This window comes from Mycobacteroides immunogenum (assembly GCF_001605725.1).
GTDB lineage: Bacteria > Actinomycetota > Actinomycetes > Mycobacteriales > Mycobacteriaceae > Mycobacterium > Mycobacterium immunogenum.
Window position 1 is genome coordinate 4959172 of sequence record NZ_CP011530.1, and the last position, 14269, is coordinate 4973440.

The window sequence follows — 14269 nt, forward strand, 5'->3', positions numbered from 1 at the left end:
CGGCCCCATGACCTTCCGGCGGGCGCGCAGCGAGGAGCAGCGCGAGATCCGTCGGCAAGCCATCCTGGAGACGGCATCGTCGATGCTCAGCAACATGCCAGTCAGCCAGATCAGCCTCAATGAACTCAGCCGCCGCACCGGCTTGGCAAAGTCGGCGATGGTGCGCTACTTCGAGTCCCGGGAAGCGGTGCTGCTAGAGCTGCTGGACGCGTCCCTGCGCTGTTGGGTGGCGGAGATTGTGGCGGAGCTCTCCCGCGACACGCGCGCGGGCTCTGCGCAGGAGCGCGTCGATCGCTTGGCGGCCCTGCTCAGCAGGTCGCTGCAGCAGCATGCCGTGTTGTGCGACTTGATGACTGCGCAGCCGGGCGTGCTGGAACACAACGTCTCAGCCGACACCCTGTTGTGCTTCCGGAGGTCGGCACACGCCAGCATCGCCCAGTTCACCGCGGCCATCAGAGACTTCATCCCCGAGCTCGGTGACGACGCCCAGAGCGTGTCCCTCTCTACCGTGGTGACCAGCGCCGCGTTATGGATGTACGCACGCCCGTCGGCCAGCGCGATCGCCGCCAGCAAGGCCGAACCCGAGCTGGCAGACATCTACCTGAACTTCGACACCGACTTGGAAACCATGCTCGCCCGGCTCATCACCGGCGCGCTGGTCAAACGCAGTTCCTGACCACCCGCCCGCTTCCCAGGTACCAAACCGGTGACGGCCCGGCCCCTCGGCTGCCCTCACATGTAAGCTCACACGCCGAGAGGTCCTACCGGTTCTGCTGGGCGGACCAGCCTCCGCCGATGTAGTTCAATGGCAGAACATCAGCTTCCCAAGCTGAATACGCGGGTTCGATTCCCGTCATCGGCTCCACGATTACCAACGGTGATGCTGTTAATCCCCTCCGACCGCGCCCCTTAGGGGCACCAAAGGTCACAACTCAGACAGAACTCGCGTTCGGTCAGTCCAGGAAACCCCTGCCGCCTTCAAGCATCGTTCGGGGTGTGCGCGTAGACCTGCGGCGTCAAGCTTGTGCCTGAATGCCCAATCCGCGCCGCGATGACAGCAATTGGCACACCATCGAGTGCATCAGCGGGTTCGGAGAGTCGGTGCAGGACGACCTAAAAGCCATCCAGGATGCACTGACAAGCCGGAACGCCACTGCCGACGACATCGCCAAGTATGCCGAGCGCATCCAAACCGCTTCACAGGTGATGGATGAAGATCCCAAATCTGTTGGACGGGGTGGTAGCAACCTCGTCCGCACAGGATTGATAAAGAACTACACCCAAAGCCCTTGATGTGAGCGCAGTGTTAGGCTCGCTGGCAAACGAGGTGAGGACAGTCGCCGAGTCGGGGAGGTTCGATATGTCGGGGGTTCTGCGGGTACCACCGGAGCAGATGCACCAATCAGCCGCCAAGCTGCACGAGATCGCGCGCAACCTCAAGGATCAGCACGAGCGCGCCCACGGCGCTGTCTCGGACCTGCTGACAGGGTTCGGGGAGCACGCAAGGTCCGCACTCGCAGCCAGGCTGGAACAGTGGGAAGAGGAGACCCGCTCCCACCACCAACACCTAACGACCCACGCCGACAACCACACCCGCATCGCCAATACGTTCGTAGAGGCAGACACTCTCGAAGCCAAGGCCATCGGCAAGATTGTAGGCAACCCGTGATCTCTCTGGACCAAATGCTAAAGGCGCCACAGCTATACCAAGAGGTTGCGCACGCCGCCCGCACCCGTGCCGCCGGTACGGCTAACGCAGCTGAGGAAGCCGACTCGATACGCAAGCTCTCCGAGTGGGAAGGCGCCAGCGGAGATGCCGCTGACGACGCCAACAGACGCACGGTCTCGACATTCGAGCATTCCACCGTCAGTGATAAGGAGTTCGCAGCACGAGCCGAGAGCGCCTCGCAGAGTGCCGCTAAGAATGCTCAGGACATTCAGGCGATGCTGAACAAAGCCGACGAATACCCGGCTGTACACGTCGATCTGCATACCAATGAAGTCAAACCCGCTGACATGACCAACATGAACAAAGGTGCTATCGATCGGGCGTGGCAGAAGTACGTCGAAACCAAGGCCGAGGTGGAGCGAATCGTTGCGGCCGGCAACGCAACAGACCTGGAATTCGCCCGAACGTTTGTGGCCGGAACGGGAGGGTCCGAAGACACCGTTAGTGCCCTGGCTCACGAAAACGGCACCGCCACGCGGAAAGTGTTCGAGGCCCCACCGGCGGGCAGACTGGACGGCACCGGGTACTGGCAGATTGACAAAACTAAGCCGATGGCCTCTCCCGACTCGCCCCCACCGCCTCCGGGTAACTACACGCAGGAAATGCCCCAGTCGAAGTACACCGAGGGTGTCAAATCGGCCCCCCCCTTGTCGTTGGCAAGAATTGGGCCGAAGGTACGGAGGAGCCCTACGCGCAGATGCGGGAGCAATTCAAATTCCGTGTATCGGGAACGGAATTCACCGGGCAGACCAAAATGTTTGAGGTGGACGGGAAGTGGTACCAAGCCCAGTGGCAGAACTACACGTACGACATGCAGCGCACTCCGATGCTCACCGGAGGAAATGACATGGGCGGCCTAGGTAGTTTCACGGTGCCGGGTAAATGGGAGCCCGTTTCATACGGACAGATTATGGGGTACTCAGCTGCTCACCCGGACGGTCCATTGTTCCTGCCCGACACGTGCGGCAACCAGATCAAGCTAGTGAACGCCTCGCCCGTGGACATCAGGCTGGATCACGGCAAGTTCACCAATGTGCCCATCCCACAGCACGGCATCCCGGAGATGCGCAGTGGGCGGTAAACGCACCTGGATACCAGCGGTACTCATCATCGCCCTGCTGGTTTTCGGTGGCGTGTGGTGGTACCAGGACCGTGACACAGCGCAGCCTAAACCGGATTGTGATGTCGTCCACGAGCTGGTGGAGTTCAAGGCTTCGGCAGTCAAAGAGCAGGAATCCCTTCTGCAAGCGGGTGAGGATCAGCAGAGGCTCGAGAAGTACAAGGCGTCCGTCGCCCAAGAGCAGACGTACGTAGATCAGATCCAAGATCCGTCCATCAGGGACAAAGCGCAGGCTTTAGTAGACGCCGACCGCAAGAGTCTGGACAAGCAGACCGACCTGTACAACAACCCGATCGGCCTCGGCCCCGCAGGTGGCCCACCGAGCCTCGAGGAGCGGCAAGCCTACGAGGCCGCCCAGAAGATCGCGGCGCAGTTCAAATCGGCTAAAGACGAACTATTGCGAGCCTGCCCAGCCGCCTCGTCAGATCCGAAGCTGTAGCTAGCCCCGCTCGTTTATCTCGATGGGGTTCCCGTCCGCGTCAATCGGCCAGGGCGGTCGCGGTACAGCACGCTCGGCCTGCAACCGGGGATTCAATGAGTCGGGATCACCAGTGGCCAGGCCGCCCAACGCTGAACCCCACGAGCTGGGCCCTCGGTACATCCCGTACATCGCCCCACCCACGACGAGGAGTACGGCAAGCGTCAGCAGTAGAGCCATGGCACCACCGTAACCCGATTTTCGGCTCTATTGCCATGAATGTGGGTCGGGTGGGGTGTGCTATGTCTCGCGTGGCGGAGTGGTCTGGGCGCACGGGTAGCTCATAGGTTCGAAAGCTCCTACACCTCGTACCAAGGAGCTTGCCCGTGCGCGCGACCACTTTACTCAACCGTGTCCTCGACCTGCCGAAGACCACGGTCCGCGACGTCGAGTGCGGCGACAAGGTGACGGTGTGGGTGCGCCCGCAACAGCGGGTGATGTCCTGTCCGCATTGCGATTTCCGTACCCGGCACCGCTACGACACACGGATGGTGGATTCGGCGTGGCGGCACCTGGACCTCAGTGGGCGGGTATGTGTGCTCAAACTGCGGCGACGTCGGTTGCGCTGCCCCGAGCACGGTGTCCTGGCCGAGTCAGTGCCGTTCGCGCGGCCGGGATCGGGGTTCACCCGCGACTTCGAGGACCTTGCGGTCTGGCTGGCCGCCAAGTGTGACAAGAAGACGGTGTCGACGTTCTGCCGCGTCACGTGGCGCACCGTCGGGGCGATGTGTTCGCGCGTCGTGGCCGAGAAACTGGACCCCGACCGGCTGGCCGGGCTGGTCGACATCGGCGTCGATGAGATCTCCTGGCGCAAGCACCACAAGTATTTGACTTTGGTGTCCGACCACGACACCGGCACAATCGTGTGGGGTGCGCCGGGCAAGAAGGCAGCCACTCTCGACGCGTTCTTCACCGCGGCCCTACCCGCCGATGGCGCGAAGAAGATCGAGGCCGTGTCGATGGACCTCGGGCCGGCATTCGCGAAATCCGTTCGCGCACATGCCCCGCAGGCGGTGATCTGCTTCGATCCGTTCCATGTCGTCAAACTAGCCACCGACGCCCTCGACGACGTTCGCCGTCAGGTATGGCAGTCCGCGCGCAAACTGTCGGACAAGCAGATCGCCAAAACCTACAAGGGAGCCCGCTGGGCGCTGCTGAAGAACCCCGAATCCCTCACCGACACACAGAAAGCCACCCTCGCCCAGCTCAAACGCGAGGGCGGCGCACTGGTCCGCGCCTACGAACTGAAGGAATCGCTGCGGGCGGTGTTCGCCGGGGATCTTGACGCCGACACCGTCACCGACATGCTCGGGAAATGGTGCTCATGGGCGCAGCGGTGCCGGATCCCGCAGTTCGTCAAGGTCGGCCGAACCATCAACAAACACCTCGATGGCATCCAAGCCGCGGTGGAGCGCGGACTGGCCAACGGCCGCCACGAAGGGCTCAACAACAAGGTCCGGTTGATCATCCGCAGGGCCTACGGCTTCCACAACGCCGAGAACGCGCTCGCCATGATCATGCTCGTCTGCGGACCGGTGACCCTCGAACTCCCATACCACACATGAGGTCATCCACATTCATGGCAATAGAGCCCGATTTTCTATCAAGGACATTGGTGACCGTGCACATGCTGGATCGTAGGTGAGCTGGTCGTCGCCGAGCGCGATGACAGGACCATGTTGACCACCACCACGTCTAAGTGCGGCGGACTAGCACATCGATGTCGTAAGTCGTGCCGAGCTAGGAGCGGTTTCGTTCGTCACCTTCGATGGGATTGCCATCTTCATCGACCTGCCATGGCGGGCGAGGCACCGCACGCTCCGCCTGTAGTCCAGCGTTTAGCGAGTCTGGATACCCGGTCCCATACGGGGATCTCCAATTTGGAGAGATATTTCGACCCTTGTACATCACGAACATCCCCACACCGAAGATGAGCAACCCGAGCAGCGTTAGTAGCGGGGCCATGACACCAAGGCTACGGCGTACGAAGGTCAATACCACGAAAACGGTCTCAGGAAGCCCCGAGCCCGGCCGCCAGCTCAGGACGCTTCAACGCCAGCAATGCCTTGCGGTACTTACCAATCAGCCGCGCGCGCGTCTCCTGGTCCAGCCGGGCCAAGCGATCCGGGTTGGTGTTGTCGGAGATATCAGCGATCTTCACCGCCAGCGCAACCGGATTCGCCGAGATCCGCTCGTAGTAGACCTCGTCGGGAACTTCATCTCGGCGCGTCAATAGTCCAACGGCCTCCACCACCCCAGACGGAAAACCTTCCGCCACAAGGCTATCCAACGTCGAGCCGGTGTCTTCCACAATATCGTGTAACCAGGCCGCAGCAATGTAGACAGGCTCAGCGGGCACAACAGCGGCAGCCACTCGCCCAACGTGTCCTATGTACGGTTCACCCGCCTTGTCGACCTGCCCGTGATGCGCTTCACGCGCGATCTGCTCAGCCACCTCCGCAATGTGCGAAACATCTAGCATCGCCAATTCCCACCCTCTCGGTCCAACTCGGTCCATTCCCCAGCCCCAGGTACTCACTGACGCTGCGCCGGCAACCGCACCCCCGCCCAGCCGCGTCCTGTCCCCCAAATATGGTGCAGTCCAATGAGGGCTGCGTCCAGCCCCATGGTGAAGACCAGATCGTGCGCACGTGTCTGTCGCTCACGCACCGAGCGGGCGAAGGCCTCATAGACGCGGCCCATCTGCGGCGCGCTGGCCGGGTCATAGCGTGCGTACACGTCGTTCGGGCCTGGCGAATCCACCGCGGCACCGAAGATGAAGGTCTCAAGGATGCTCATCGATGCGATGATGCTTTCCTCCGGCCAGCCCGCAGCGGCGAAGCCTGCGGTAACCCGTTGGTACATACCGGATGTGAGCGGGGCCTGCGCCAGCGGAACCTCCACGATGAGCGGCAACAGTTCCGGCCGCCTGCGCAGCTGATCCAGGTAGCTCCACGCCCACCGAGACAGTGCCTCACGCAGCGGAACGGCGCCGAAGCCGGAGACATCCAGGCCCGCGGTGAATCGCTCCTGCACCGCCACCAACAGCCCGGCCCGGGACGGGACGTGGTTGTACAGCGCGGCGATGGTCACGCCCAACCGGGCCGCGACGGCTCGCATGGTCAGTTTGCGCAGGCCGGAGGCGCGCAGCTCCTCCAGTGCCGCGTCGACAATGCGGTCGCGGTTCAGCACCCCGACAGACGGCCGCCCCCGTCCACGGCTCGCGGTATCGCCGTCGTCGCGGTCCCTCTGCATCGTGATTGATCCGTTCCCAGTCGTCATGCCTCGCCAAAATTAACTATCGAGCCGTCACCAATGACTAATTTACCCAGGTAGTAGCTCTGGAAAATGAAAATTTAGCTTCCGAGCTATTCGATCGCCGCGGCGAAGTTCCTAGCATTGTGACTCACGCCACCATCGGGGATTACGTACACCACGGTGTAGTCCCGTCCGTTCCGGCGTCAATTCGAGAGGACATTCCGTGACCGAATTTGCCGTACCCGCGACCCCCCACAGCGGACCAGCCATCGACCGTGACGTGGTGGTCATTGGCGCCGGAATCTCCGGCTTGATGACTGCCCGCAGGCTCGTGCAGGCCGGGCACACCGTCGCGGTGCTTGAGGCGCGGGACCGGGTCGGCGGACGTACCTGGTCGCAGATTATCGACGGCGAGTTCTTCGAGATCGGCGGCCAATGGATCTCCGCCGACCAGGATGCGCTCAAAGATCTGCTGGCCGAGCTCGGCAAGTCGACTTTCTCCCGCTACCGCGAGGGCAACTCGGTCTACATCGGCCAGGACGGCGAACGGCGCGAGTTCACCGGGGATTTCCCGGTTTCCGACGCCACCCTGCAGCAGGTGAGTCAACTGGTGCACTCGCTGGACGCGCTGGCTGCCGAGATCGATCCCGCCGCCCCGTGGCAGCACCCGCGCGCCGCCGAGCTCGACGCCATCCCGTTCGCCACCTGGCTGGCCTCCAACAGCGACGACGAGGAGGCCCGCCGAATCGTGGGCCACTACATCGCGGCAGGCATGTTCACTAAGCCATCTCATTCATTCTCGGTACTGCAGGCCATGCTGATGATCGCCTCGGCGGGGAAGTTCGAGCACCTCATCGATGAGGGCATCCTGCTCGATGAGCGCGTGGTCGGCGGCATGCAGTCGGTATCGCAGCAGATCGCCGACGAACTTGGTCCTGACGTGGTGCACCTGTCGACTCAAGTGCTCCAGGTGATCTGGTCCGACGCCGGCGAGGCGATGCCCTCCGCCGTCACGGCGGTCAGCGACAGGGTCACCGTGCGGGCGCGATTCGCGGTGCTGGCAATACCGCCGAACCTTTACAACACCATCAACTACCAGCCACCGCTGCCCCGCATCCAGCAGGTCAGCCACCAGCATCAGTCGATGGGCCTGGTGATCAAGGCCCAAGCCGTGTACGAAACGCCCTTTTGGCGCGAGCGCGGTTTATCGGGAACGGGTTTCGCCTCCCACGAGCGGATCTGCGAGGTCTATGACAACACCGTCGCCGATCACCCGCACGGCACCCTGGTCGGCTTCGTGGTGGGCCCGAAGGCCGAGGAAACCTGGGCACTGCCCGACGACGAGCGCCGCGCAGCCATTCTGGAATCGTTCGCCGCGTACTTCGGAGACGAGGCCAAGCGACCGCTCGCCGTCTACCTCTCCGATTGGGGTACAGAGGAATTCACCCGTGGCGCCTACGGCGCCAGCTGGAGCCTCGGCGGCCTCAGCCGCTGGGGTCACCTACAAAACCGGCCGGTCGGCCCGCTCTTCTTCGCAAGCTCCGACATCCAGGGCACCGGCTACATGCATGTCGACGGCGGCGTACGGATCGGTACCGATACCGCGAACCGAATCAACTCCGCACTTCTGGCCCCCACAATCAACTAGACAAGGGACGCCAGGAAATGCGTCCATCACGCCAGCAGCACCGAAACCCCATCCTTACAAGGAGAACCTCGTGACCGAATACGCCGTAACCGATCCTGCCACCGGCGATGTCGTCGCCACCTACCCCACCAACACCAACGCCGAACTGGATGCCGCACTCACCGCGGCGGCCGAAAACTCGCGCACCTGGCCCGCGGACACCACCGTCGCCGACCGAGCAGCCCAAATGCGTCGGGTAGCAGAGTTGCACACTGAAAAACGGGAGATGCTCGCCGACATCATCGTGCGGGAGATGGGCAAGCCACGCGATGAGGCACTCGGGGAAATCGACTTCTGTGCCGCGATTTACGAGTACTACGCCGACAACGCGGAGAAGTTCCTCGCCGACGAGAACATTGAGCTACTCGCTGGCGAGGGCACCGCGGTGATCAAGCGCTTCCCGATCGGGGTGCTGCTGGGCATCATGCCGTGGAACTTCCCCTACTATCAAGTGGCCCGGTTCGCGTGTCCGAATCTGTTGGTGGGCAACACAATTATTCTCAAGCACGCCCCTCAATGTCCGGAATCCGCTGAGGCGCTCGCACTTTTGTTCGCCGAGGCAGGGTTGCCGGCCGGTGCATATCTGAACATTCGTGCCACCAACGAGCAGGTCGCCGGCCTCATCGCAGACCCTCGCGTCGCCGGCGTCTCCTTCACGGGCTCCGAGCGTGCCGGCGCCGCAGTCGCCGAGATAGCAGGCCGGAACCTGAAGAAGTGCGTCCTGGAACTCGGCGGCTCTGATCCATTTGTGGTGCTCTCGTCCAACGATCTGGACGCCACCGTGGCGGCGGCAGCCGCGGCCCGGTTGGACAACACCGGACAGGCATGCAACGCCGCCAAGCGATTCATCGTCGTGGACGAACTGTATGACGCGTTCGTGGAGAAGTTCACGGCCACGCTGCTCGCCGCCGCCGACGGTATCGCTCCGCTCAGCTCGGTGCGCGCCGCGCAAACCCTGGAGTCACAGGTCGCTGCCGCCAAAGCCGGTGGGGCAACAATCATCTCTGCCGGTGAGCGCCGCGGGGCTTTCCACCCACCGGCGGTGATCACCGGGCTAACCGCCGACAACCCGGCCTACCACCAGGAGCTGTTCGGTCCGGTCGCGGCGGTATACCGGGCGAGCGGCGAGGACCAGGCCGTCGCCATCGCCAACGACACCCCCTTTGGTCTGGGCTCCTACGTCTTCACTACCGACCCCGAACAAGCGCAGCGGGTGGCCAACCGCATCGAAGCCGGGATGGTTTTTGTGAACGGAGTCGGTGCCGACGGTGCCGAGCTGCCATTCGGCGGTATCAAGCGCTCCGGCTTCGGCCGTGAGCTGGGCCGGTTCGGCATGGAGGAATTCGTCAACAAGAAACTCATCCGCACCCTGTGAGCCAGCGAAGCGACACCTTGAGTGTCGGCGGCAAGGGCCTGGCGGGCGGCCAGATCGGCACATTCTCCGGTGCGGTGCTGGGGATATCGTCTGTCGCCCCCGGCTATACCTTGTCGGCCAGTGTGGGGCTGCTCGTGGCCGCCGTGGGCTTGAAGATGCCTGCCATCCTGATCGCAGGATTTGTCCCGATGTTCCTCACCGCATACGCCTACCGGGAACTCAACTCGAAAAACCCCGATGCCGGTGCGTCTTTCACGTGGTCCAGCCGCGCGTTCGGGCCGTACGTCGGGTGGATGGCCGGCTGGGGGCAGGTAGTCGCCTGCATCATTGTGCTGTCGAATTTGGCGGCGGTGGCAGTGCAGTTCTTCTACCTGTTCCTCGCGCAGATCTCACGCCACCCGGCGATCGCGGAGCTGGCCTCGAACAAACCCGTGAACATCGCCACCACGCTCGCGATCATGCTCGTCGCGACGTACGTCGCGTGTCGCGGTATCTCCACCGGCGAGCGCGTGCAGTACGCACTCGTGGGCTTCCAGATGCTGATGCTGTTCGGTTTCGCGGGGGCCGCACTGTGGAAGGTCGGGACCGGTGCCGCGCCCGGGCACCTGTCCTTCGATATCGACTGGTTCAACCCGTTCAGCGGGTTGACCATCGGCGCCTTCGTGGTCGGCGTTACCGGTTCGGTGTTCGCGTTCTGGGGCTGGGACACGTGCCTCACCCTCGGCGAGGAAAGCAAAGACCCCGACCGGGTGCCCGGGCGCGCGGGGTTGCTGTCGGTGACCTCCATCCTGCTGACGTATCTTCTTGTTGCGGTGGCACTCACCATGTATGCCGGGGTCGGCACCGACGGTCTTGGTCTGGGTAATCCGGCCAACGAAGAGAACATCTTTGGTGCTCTCGCCGATCCCGTGCTGGGGACCTACTTCGGGCCTTTCCTTTCCCTCGCGGTACTCACCTCCGCCGTCGCGGGCCTGCAAACCACCTTCCTGCCTCTTGCGCGGGTGATGCTCGCGATGGGCGCCTACGGGGCGGTCCCCGGCAAGTTCGCGGAGATCAGCCCCCGGTCTTTGGTGCCCCGCTTTTCCACCATCATGTCCAGCGCGGTGACGGCGGTGTTCTACACCGTGGTGACGGTGCTGTCGGAGCACACCCTCACCGACACAATCGCCGCGCTAGGCATCATGATCTGCTGGTACTACGGCATCACGGCGTTTGCCTGCATCTGGGAGTTCCGCCGCACGCTCTTCGACAGTCTGCGCAACGTCGTGTTCAGGTTCCTGTGCCCGCTATGCGGCGGTGCGATGCTCATCGGCATTTTCGCCATCTCGATACGCGAGTCGATGGATCCCGTCAACGGCAGCGGGTCGTCAATCTGCGGTATCGGCCTGGTCTTCTTTCTGGGTTTTGGATTTCTCGCGCTGGGAGCTGTGCTGATGCTCATCCAACGAGCCGTCGCGCCCCGTTTCTTCACCGAGAACACCTGGCACGCCGGATCGGAGAAGGTAGTCGCCGAAACGCTGGTACCCGAATGCCCCGAGCCCACCAAGGACCTCAGTACTGCTTGATCAGGCTGATCGAGCGGTTTACCACCGAAAATCCAAGACCCGCGTACAGCGCCACAGCACCGGTAGGACTGTCCGCGTCCACGTCGAGAACAGCCCGCTGCAGCCCTTCGCTCCGGTAGGCGCGCATCGCATGCGTCAACAATGCTTGCGCGAGTTTGCGCCCGCGCCAATCGCGCCGCACACCCAACAGATCGATGAACCCGAACGAGTAGCCGTTCGCCTCCCACTCCTCGTCATTGACATCGCTGAGCAGGTAGGCGATGACGACGTCCTGCCCCGCAGCATCGCGCGCCACGGCCACGAACGACAGATCAGCGCGAAAAGCACTGAGCCTATGGGCCGCTTCCCAATCCTCGCGGGATTCTGGCTGGCTGCCCCAATGATCACGGAACGCCTCGTTATGGGCGTCACGGGTCGGCTCGGACCATTCGGGACCGTAGGTCTCGATCCGTACGCCTTCAGGCACAGTCACTTCCGGGATAGGTTGAGCCAGGTCGCGTTCCAGCTCATGCCACCACCTCACCGACTCATAGCCGTTGCGGTGGAACAATTCAATTGTCCACACAGCGTGCTCCTCGGCGCTACCAGCCAGCCAGCCGGGCAAGCATTCATCCGATTCCGCAAGGTGCTGCAGTCCCCGCTGTTCCTGCCACCGCAGCACACTGGACCCAATTCCTTCGCCGCGCCGCTCGGGATGCACGGTGCCATCCAACGTCACCCACACGACTGTTTCGTGGCCGGATTTCACGGTCGCCGATCCGAAGGCCACCACTCGGCCCGATGAGTCGACGGCGATGACCGAGTCCAGCGCCGGATCGAAATCATCGTCGTCGAACTCCTCCTCCAGCTCATCCAGCATCACCAGGCTGGTGGGGTGATCGACCGCACCTGCGGCGCGCCAGAGTTCGAAGAGGGCGGGTATGTCCTGCTTAGTTGCCGCGCGCCACGTCAAACCGGCTCCAGCCGAAGGTATTTCCACAACATCCGGGGCATCAACCCGTTCGCTCAGCGGGGCCTGGGCCTTCAGCACCTCGTGGGACGTCATGAATTCAACCCTATTTGCGCCGCCGAATTCGCCGCAACGGATTAACCGCCTTCTTCCGTATATGCCACAGTTACCGCATGGACGACCACCGCGACCTCACGTTCGACGAGGTGCGGCGACGGACTCATCCCTGCCCGCTATGCCAGAGCCCCACAGTCCACACGGATCGCTATCCGCGTTCGGTCTGCGCCGATTGCGCGGCACGGGCCACCGACAGCACAGGCCGCACGATCACCGGTTACAACACGTCCTTGGGCGGTGGGTTCCAGGCGGTGTTCACCGACACCCAACAGGAGTGTGACGAAGTCACCCGCAGCAATCGCTGCTGGATCGACGGGCACCCATGCGGCATCAACGAAGCGCGCTTCGGCGGCGTTGTCGTCGAAGCGCTGCCCCAATCCAGCTAATGCCGTCCGGCCTTCACCGGCTTGTCGGGCGTACTCGGCTTCTTTACCCCGATATCACCGAGCACCTTTTTGATGGTCCCGCCCAGCCCGCTCACCAGGTTCGGCGGCTTAGGACTGGGGGACGCGCTCGGAACGGGTGCGGACGGCACGGCCGGTAGCGTCGGCGGGGAGATCCGGGAAGTCTGCTGCTTTGGCTTCAAAGTCGTATTCGGCTGTGCTGCTGGTTCCTTCACCGGCTTGACGGCCGACTTCGGAGCAGGATCGGCCACGACCGCCGGCGTGATAGGAATCGGCTTGGTCAGTGCATCACGGATCGGCGCGATCGACTCCGAAACCGTGGTAGACACCGCCTGCCCCGCCGCCTGTACCGCCTTGCCGACATTCCCGGTGGCGCCCAGCGTCGTCAGGAAGGCATTCGGCACGCGGGTCACAATAAGCGTGAGCTGTTCTGTCGCATGGAAAGCCACTGCCCAGAAGACCGCGGTCACCCGCACCGCTGCCGCCTCCAACGGCGTATGCACCGCCGGAAAGGGCTCGGGGCCCGGCGGGTTGGTCAACGCCGCGAACAGATCGGTGCGCGCCTGCCCCAGTACTCCGGGCAAACTGCCCGGTTGAGTGAGCGCCGCCTCGCCAATCTGCACCAGCCCCACCGCGATCACCTCGGTACCGAATTCGGTACGGGGCACCACCTGGCCCAGGTCGGTGCCGATCAGCCCGGTCCATACATCGTTGGCCGCGCCGCTCACGGTGGCGCCACTCAAACCCAGCGCCTGCACCAGGGGCTGCCCCGCTTGCAGTTGCGTCAAGAATGTTCCCGGTACCGACAGCACCGCAGCCGGTATCTGCACGGCGCCCTGCGCCACGAACGGACAGATCAACGAACAGTTCTGCACCTGGTTGGCCAGGAACTGCGTGATCAGCGCACCCGGAGCGGGCTGCACCGCCGCCGCCAAGCCCACGTCGAACGCCGCACTGCGCTCGGGCATGCCGGGCGGAGCATTCACACCAGCAGAAGTCGCGAGTACTGCTGTCGCACATGCCGCCGCGAGAAGTCTCACGCACTTACCACGAACCAGCCCGCCATCGGGTTCGATCGCGGCGAAGACAGGTTAGGCCCCGGCTTCCTCCGGCACGTCGTGGCGCACCACGCGGACCTTGCCGCGCGGCAGGCTGGCCACGTATCCGTGGTACTTGCCATAGATCTCCCACGCCGTGTCGAAGTCGTGATGCGGCACGTCGATCACGTGGTCGTCGGAGAACTCCATGTGCAGATCGCCTTTGTCGTTCCACCTGGCCTCGGTACATGTGGAACCCGAGATGCTGAAGAGCGGACGCTCCTCATCCAGAATGGCCTTCGGATCGACGCAGACGATTTCCCGTGGCCACCTCCCCGCGGGGGGAAGCGTGAGCCACATCGGCACGGCGATAACCACCTCGTTGTAGTCACCCAGGCTGATTACCAATCCGTCACGGAACATGATCCGCTGGACTGGACAGCCCTCAATCCATGCTTCGGACATATCTTCACTCTGAACCCGCCCCCTCAGCTAGCACAAGGGGTTGACGGCACAAGTTTTATTGTCAAAACTAGTCGAAACGTAAACG

General features: G+C 63.2%; 18 protein-coding genes and 1 tRNA gene. 11 read left to right on the plus strand and 8 right to left on the minus strand.

Features of this window, described 5'->3' with window-relative positions:
• Window positions 1–7: 7 nt before the first annotated feature.
• From ABG82_RS24525 to ABG82_RS24540, 4 genes are all read left to right on the plus strand, one after another.
• Complete coding sequence (locus ABG82_RS24525) at window positions 8–676, plus strand: TetR family transcriptional regulator (protein WP_043080395.1); 669 nt, start codon at window positions 8–10, stop codon at window positions 674–676.
• A gap of 115 nt (window positions 677–791) precedes the next feature.
• Window positions 792–865: transfer RNA gene (locus ABG82_RS24530), tRNA-Gly, on the plus strand.
• 167 nt (window positions 866–1032) lie between these two features.
• Window positions 1033–1293: a hypothetical protein gene (locus tag ABG82_RS24535; RefSeq protein WP_043080394.1), complete on the plus strand. Its 261-nt coding sequence runs from the start codon at window positions 1033–1035 to the stop codon at window positions 1291–1293.
• A gap of 67 nt (window positions 1294–1360) precedes the next feature.
• Entirely contained in the window at window positions 1361–1669 is a 309-nt protein-coding gene (locus tag ABG82_RS24540) for a WXG100 family type VII secretion target (protein WP_043080412.1), read from the plus strand.
• A gap of 32 nt (window positions 1670–1701) precedes the next feature.
• Here the strand turns inward: ABG82_RS24540 and ABG82_RS28365 are convergent, their stop codons facing one another.
• The gene (locus ABG82_RS28365; RefSeq protein WP_054173213.1) at window positions 1702–2187 is read right to left on the minus strand and encodes a hypothetical protein; all 486 of its coding nucleotides are present in this window, start codon (window positions 2185–2187) and stop codon (window positions 1702–1704) included.
• Between the two features lie 239 nt (window positions 2188–2426).
• Here ABG82_RS28365 and ABG82_RS24550 point away from each other — a divergent pair, with 239 nt between their 5' ends.
• Both ABG82_RS24550 and ABG82_RS24555 read left to right on the plus strand, forming a co-directional pair.
• On the plus strand, window positions 2427–2810 hold the full coding sequence (locus tag ABG82_RS24550; RefSeq protein ID WP_043080392.1) for a hypothetical protein: 384 nt from the start codon (window positions 2427–2429) through the stop codon (window positions 2808–2810).
• Window positions 2800–3288, plus strand: a complete 489-nt coding sequence (locus ABG82_RS24555; protein ID WP_043080391.1) for a hypothetical protein — start codon at window positions 2800–2802, stop codon at window positions 3286–3288. Before ABG82_RS24550 ends, ABG82_RS24555 begins: the two co-directional genes overlap by 11 nt.
• On the opposite strand, the gene ABG82_RS24560 is transcribed toward ABG82_RS24555, so the two are convergent.
• Entirely contained in the window at window positions 3289–3507 is a 219-nt protein-coding gene (locus ABG82_RS24560; RefSeq protein ID WP_043080390.1) for a hypothetical protein, read from the minus strand. It abuts the gene before it with no gap.
• 146 nt (window positions 3508–3653) lie between these two features.
• Between ABG82_RS24560 and ABG82_RS24565 the strand changes: the two genes are divergently transcribed.
• Entirely contained in the window at window positions 3654–4892 is a 1239-nt protein-coding gene (locus ABG82_RS24565; RefSeq protein ID WP_043080596.1) for an ISL3 family transposase, read from the plus strand.
• Window positions 4893–5067: 175 nt separating this feature from the next.
• Here the strand turns inward: ABG82_RS24565 and ABG82_RS29105 are convergent, their stop codons facing one another.
• The 3 genes from ABG82_RS29105 to ABG82_RS24575 are packed head-to-tail and all read right to left on the minus strand — an operon-like array spanning window position 5068 to window position 6519.
• The gene (locus tag ABG82_RS29105) at window positions 5068–5292 is read right to left on the minus strand and encodes a hypothetical protein (protein WP_078343982.1); all 225 of its coding nucleotides are present in this window, start codon (window positions 5290–5292) and stop codon (window positions 5068–5070) included.
• A gap of 46 nt (window positions 5293–5338) precedes the next feature.
• Window positions 5339–5809 (minus strand): HD domain-containing protein, encoded by a 471-nt coding sequence (locus ABG82_RS24570; RefSeq protein ID WP_043076377.1) that lies wholly within the window; start codon window positions 5807–5809, stop codon window positions 5339–5341.
• Between the two features lie 53 nt (window positions 5810–5862).
• Window positions 5863–6519: a TetR/AcrR family transcriptional regulator gene (locus ABG82_RS24575; protein ID WP_062826726.1), complete on the minus strand. Its 657-nt coding sequence runs from the start codon at window positions 6517–6519 to the stop codon at window positions 5863–5865.
• A 289-nt stretch (window positions 6520–6808) separates the two neighbouring features.
• On the opposite strand from ABG82_RS24575, the gene ABG82_RS24580 reads away from it, so the two are divergent.
• The 3 genes from ABG82_RS24580 to ABG82_RS24590 all read left to right on the plus strand — a co-directional run bounded on the left by ABG82_RS24580 (window position 6809) and on the right by ABG82_RS24590 (window position 11212).
• Window positions 6809–8233 carry a flavin monoamine oxidase family protein gene (locus ABG82_RS24580; protein WP_043076376.1) on the plus strand — a complete coding sequence of 475 codons (1425 nt, stop codon included), beginning with the start codon at window positions 6809–6811 and terminating at the stop codon, window positions 8231–8233.
• A 70-nt stretch (window positions 8234–8303) separates the two neighbouring features.
• Window positions 8304–9647: an NAD-dependent succinate-semialdehyde dehydrogenase gene (locus ABG82_RS24585; RefSeq protein ID WP_043076375.1), complete on the plus strand. Its 1344-nt coding sequence runs from the start codon at window positions 8304–8306 to the stop codon at window positions 9645–9647.
• On the plus strand, window positions 9644–11212 hold the full coding sequence (locus tag ABG82_RS24590; protein ID WP_043076374.1) for an APC family permease: 1569 nt from the start codon (window positions 9644–9646) through the stop codon (window positions 11210–11212). The genes ABG82_RS24585 and ABG82_RS24590 overlap by 4 nt, the downstream gene beginning before the upstream one ends.
• Here the strand turns inward: ABG82_RS24590 and ABG82_RS24595 are convergent.
• Window positions 11199–12257 (minus strand): GNAT family N-acetyltransferase, encoded by a 1059-nt coding sequence (locus ABG82_RS24595; protein WP_043076373.1) that lies wholly within the window; start codon window positions 12255–12257, stop codon window positions 11199–11201. The genes ABG82_RS24590 and ABG82_RS24595 overlap by 14 nt on opposite strands.
• Before the next feature lie 77 nt (window positions 12258–12334).
• On the opposite strand from ABG82_RS24595, the gene ABG82_RS24600 reads away from it, so the two are divergent.
• The gene (locus tag ABG82_RS24600; RefSeq protein WP_043076372.1) at window positions 12335–12664 is read left to right on the plus strand and encodes a hypothetical protein; all 330 of its coding nucleotides are present in this window, start codon (window positions 12335–12337) and stop codon (window positions 12662–12664) included.
• Here ABG82_RS24600 and ABG82_RS24605 read toward each other — a convergent pair.
• Both ABG82_RS24605 and ABG82_RS24610 read right to left on the minus strand, forming a co-directional pair.
• Window positions 12661–13650: a hypothetical protein gene (locus ABG82_RS24605; RefSeq protein WP_078343980.1), complete on the minus strand. Its 990-nt coding sequence runs from the start codon at window positions 13648–13650 to the stop codon at window positions 12661–12663. The genes ABG82_RS24600 and ABG82_RS24605 overlap by 4 nt on opposite strands.
• 123 nt (window positions 13651–13773) lie before the next feature.
• Window positions 13774–14184, minus strand: a complete 411-nt coding sequence (locus tag ABG82_RS24610; RefSeq protein ID WP_043076371.1) for a DUF6188 family protein — start codon at window positions 14182–14184, stop codon at window positions 13774–13776.
• Window positions 14185–14269 lie beyond the last annotated feature (85 nt).

Excerpts from the sequence above, each read along its gene's own strand:
- ABG82_RS24610 (WP_043076371.1), bottom strand. The coding sequence starts at position 14,184 with ATGTCCGAAGCATGGATTGAGGGCTGTCCAGTCCAGCGGATCATGTTC.
- ABG82_RS24595 (WP_043076373.1), bottom strand. The coding sequence starts at position 12,257 with ATGACGTCCCACGAGGTGCTGAAGGCCCAGGCCCCGCTGAGCGAACGG.
- ABG82_RS24525 (WP_043080395.1), top strand. The coding sequence starts at position 8 with ATGACCTTCCGGCGGGCGCGCAGCGAGGAGCAGCGCGAGATCCGTCGG.
- ABG82_RS24560 (WP_043080390.1), bottom strand. The coding sequence starts at position 3,507 with ATGGCTCTACTGCTGACGCTTGCCGTACTCCTCGTCGTGGGTGGGGCG.
- ABG82_RS24600 (WP_043076372.1), top strand. The coding sequence starts at position 12,335 with ATGGACGACCACCGCGACCTCACGTTCGACGAGGTGCGGCGACGGACT.
- ABG82_RS29105 (WP_078343982.1), bottom strand. The coding sequence starts at position 5,292 with ATGGCCCCGCTACTAACGCTGCTCGGGTTGCTCATCTTCGGTGTGGGG.
- ABG82_RS24605 (WP_078343980.1), bottom strand. The coding sequence starts at position 13,650 with ATGCCCGAGCGCAGTGCGGCGTTCGACGTGGGCTTGGCGGCGGCGGTG.
- ABG82_RS24535 (WP_043080394.1), top strand. The coding sequence starts at position 1,033 with ATGCCCAATCCGCGCCGCGATGACAGCAATTGGCACACCATCGAGTGC.
- ABG82_RS24550 (WP_043080392.1), top strand. The coding sequence starts at position 2,427 with ATGCGGGAGCAATTCAAATTCCGTGTATCGGGAACGGAATTCACCGGG.
- ABG82_RS24540 (WP_043080412.1), top strand. The coding sequence starts at position 1,361 with ATGTCGGGGGTTCTGCGGGTACCACCGGAGCAGATGCACCAATCAGCC.
- ABG82_RS24570 (WP_043076377.1), bottom strand. The coding sequence starts at position 5,809 with ATGCTAGATGTTTCGCACATTGCGGAGGTGGCTGAGCAGATCGCGCGT.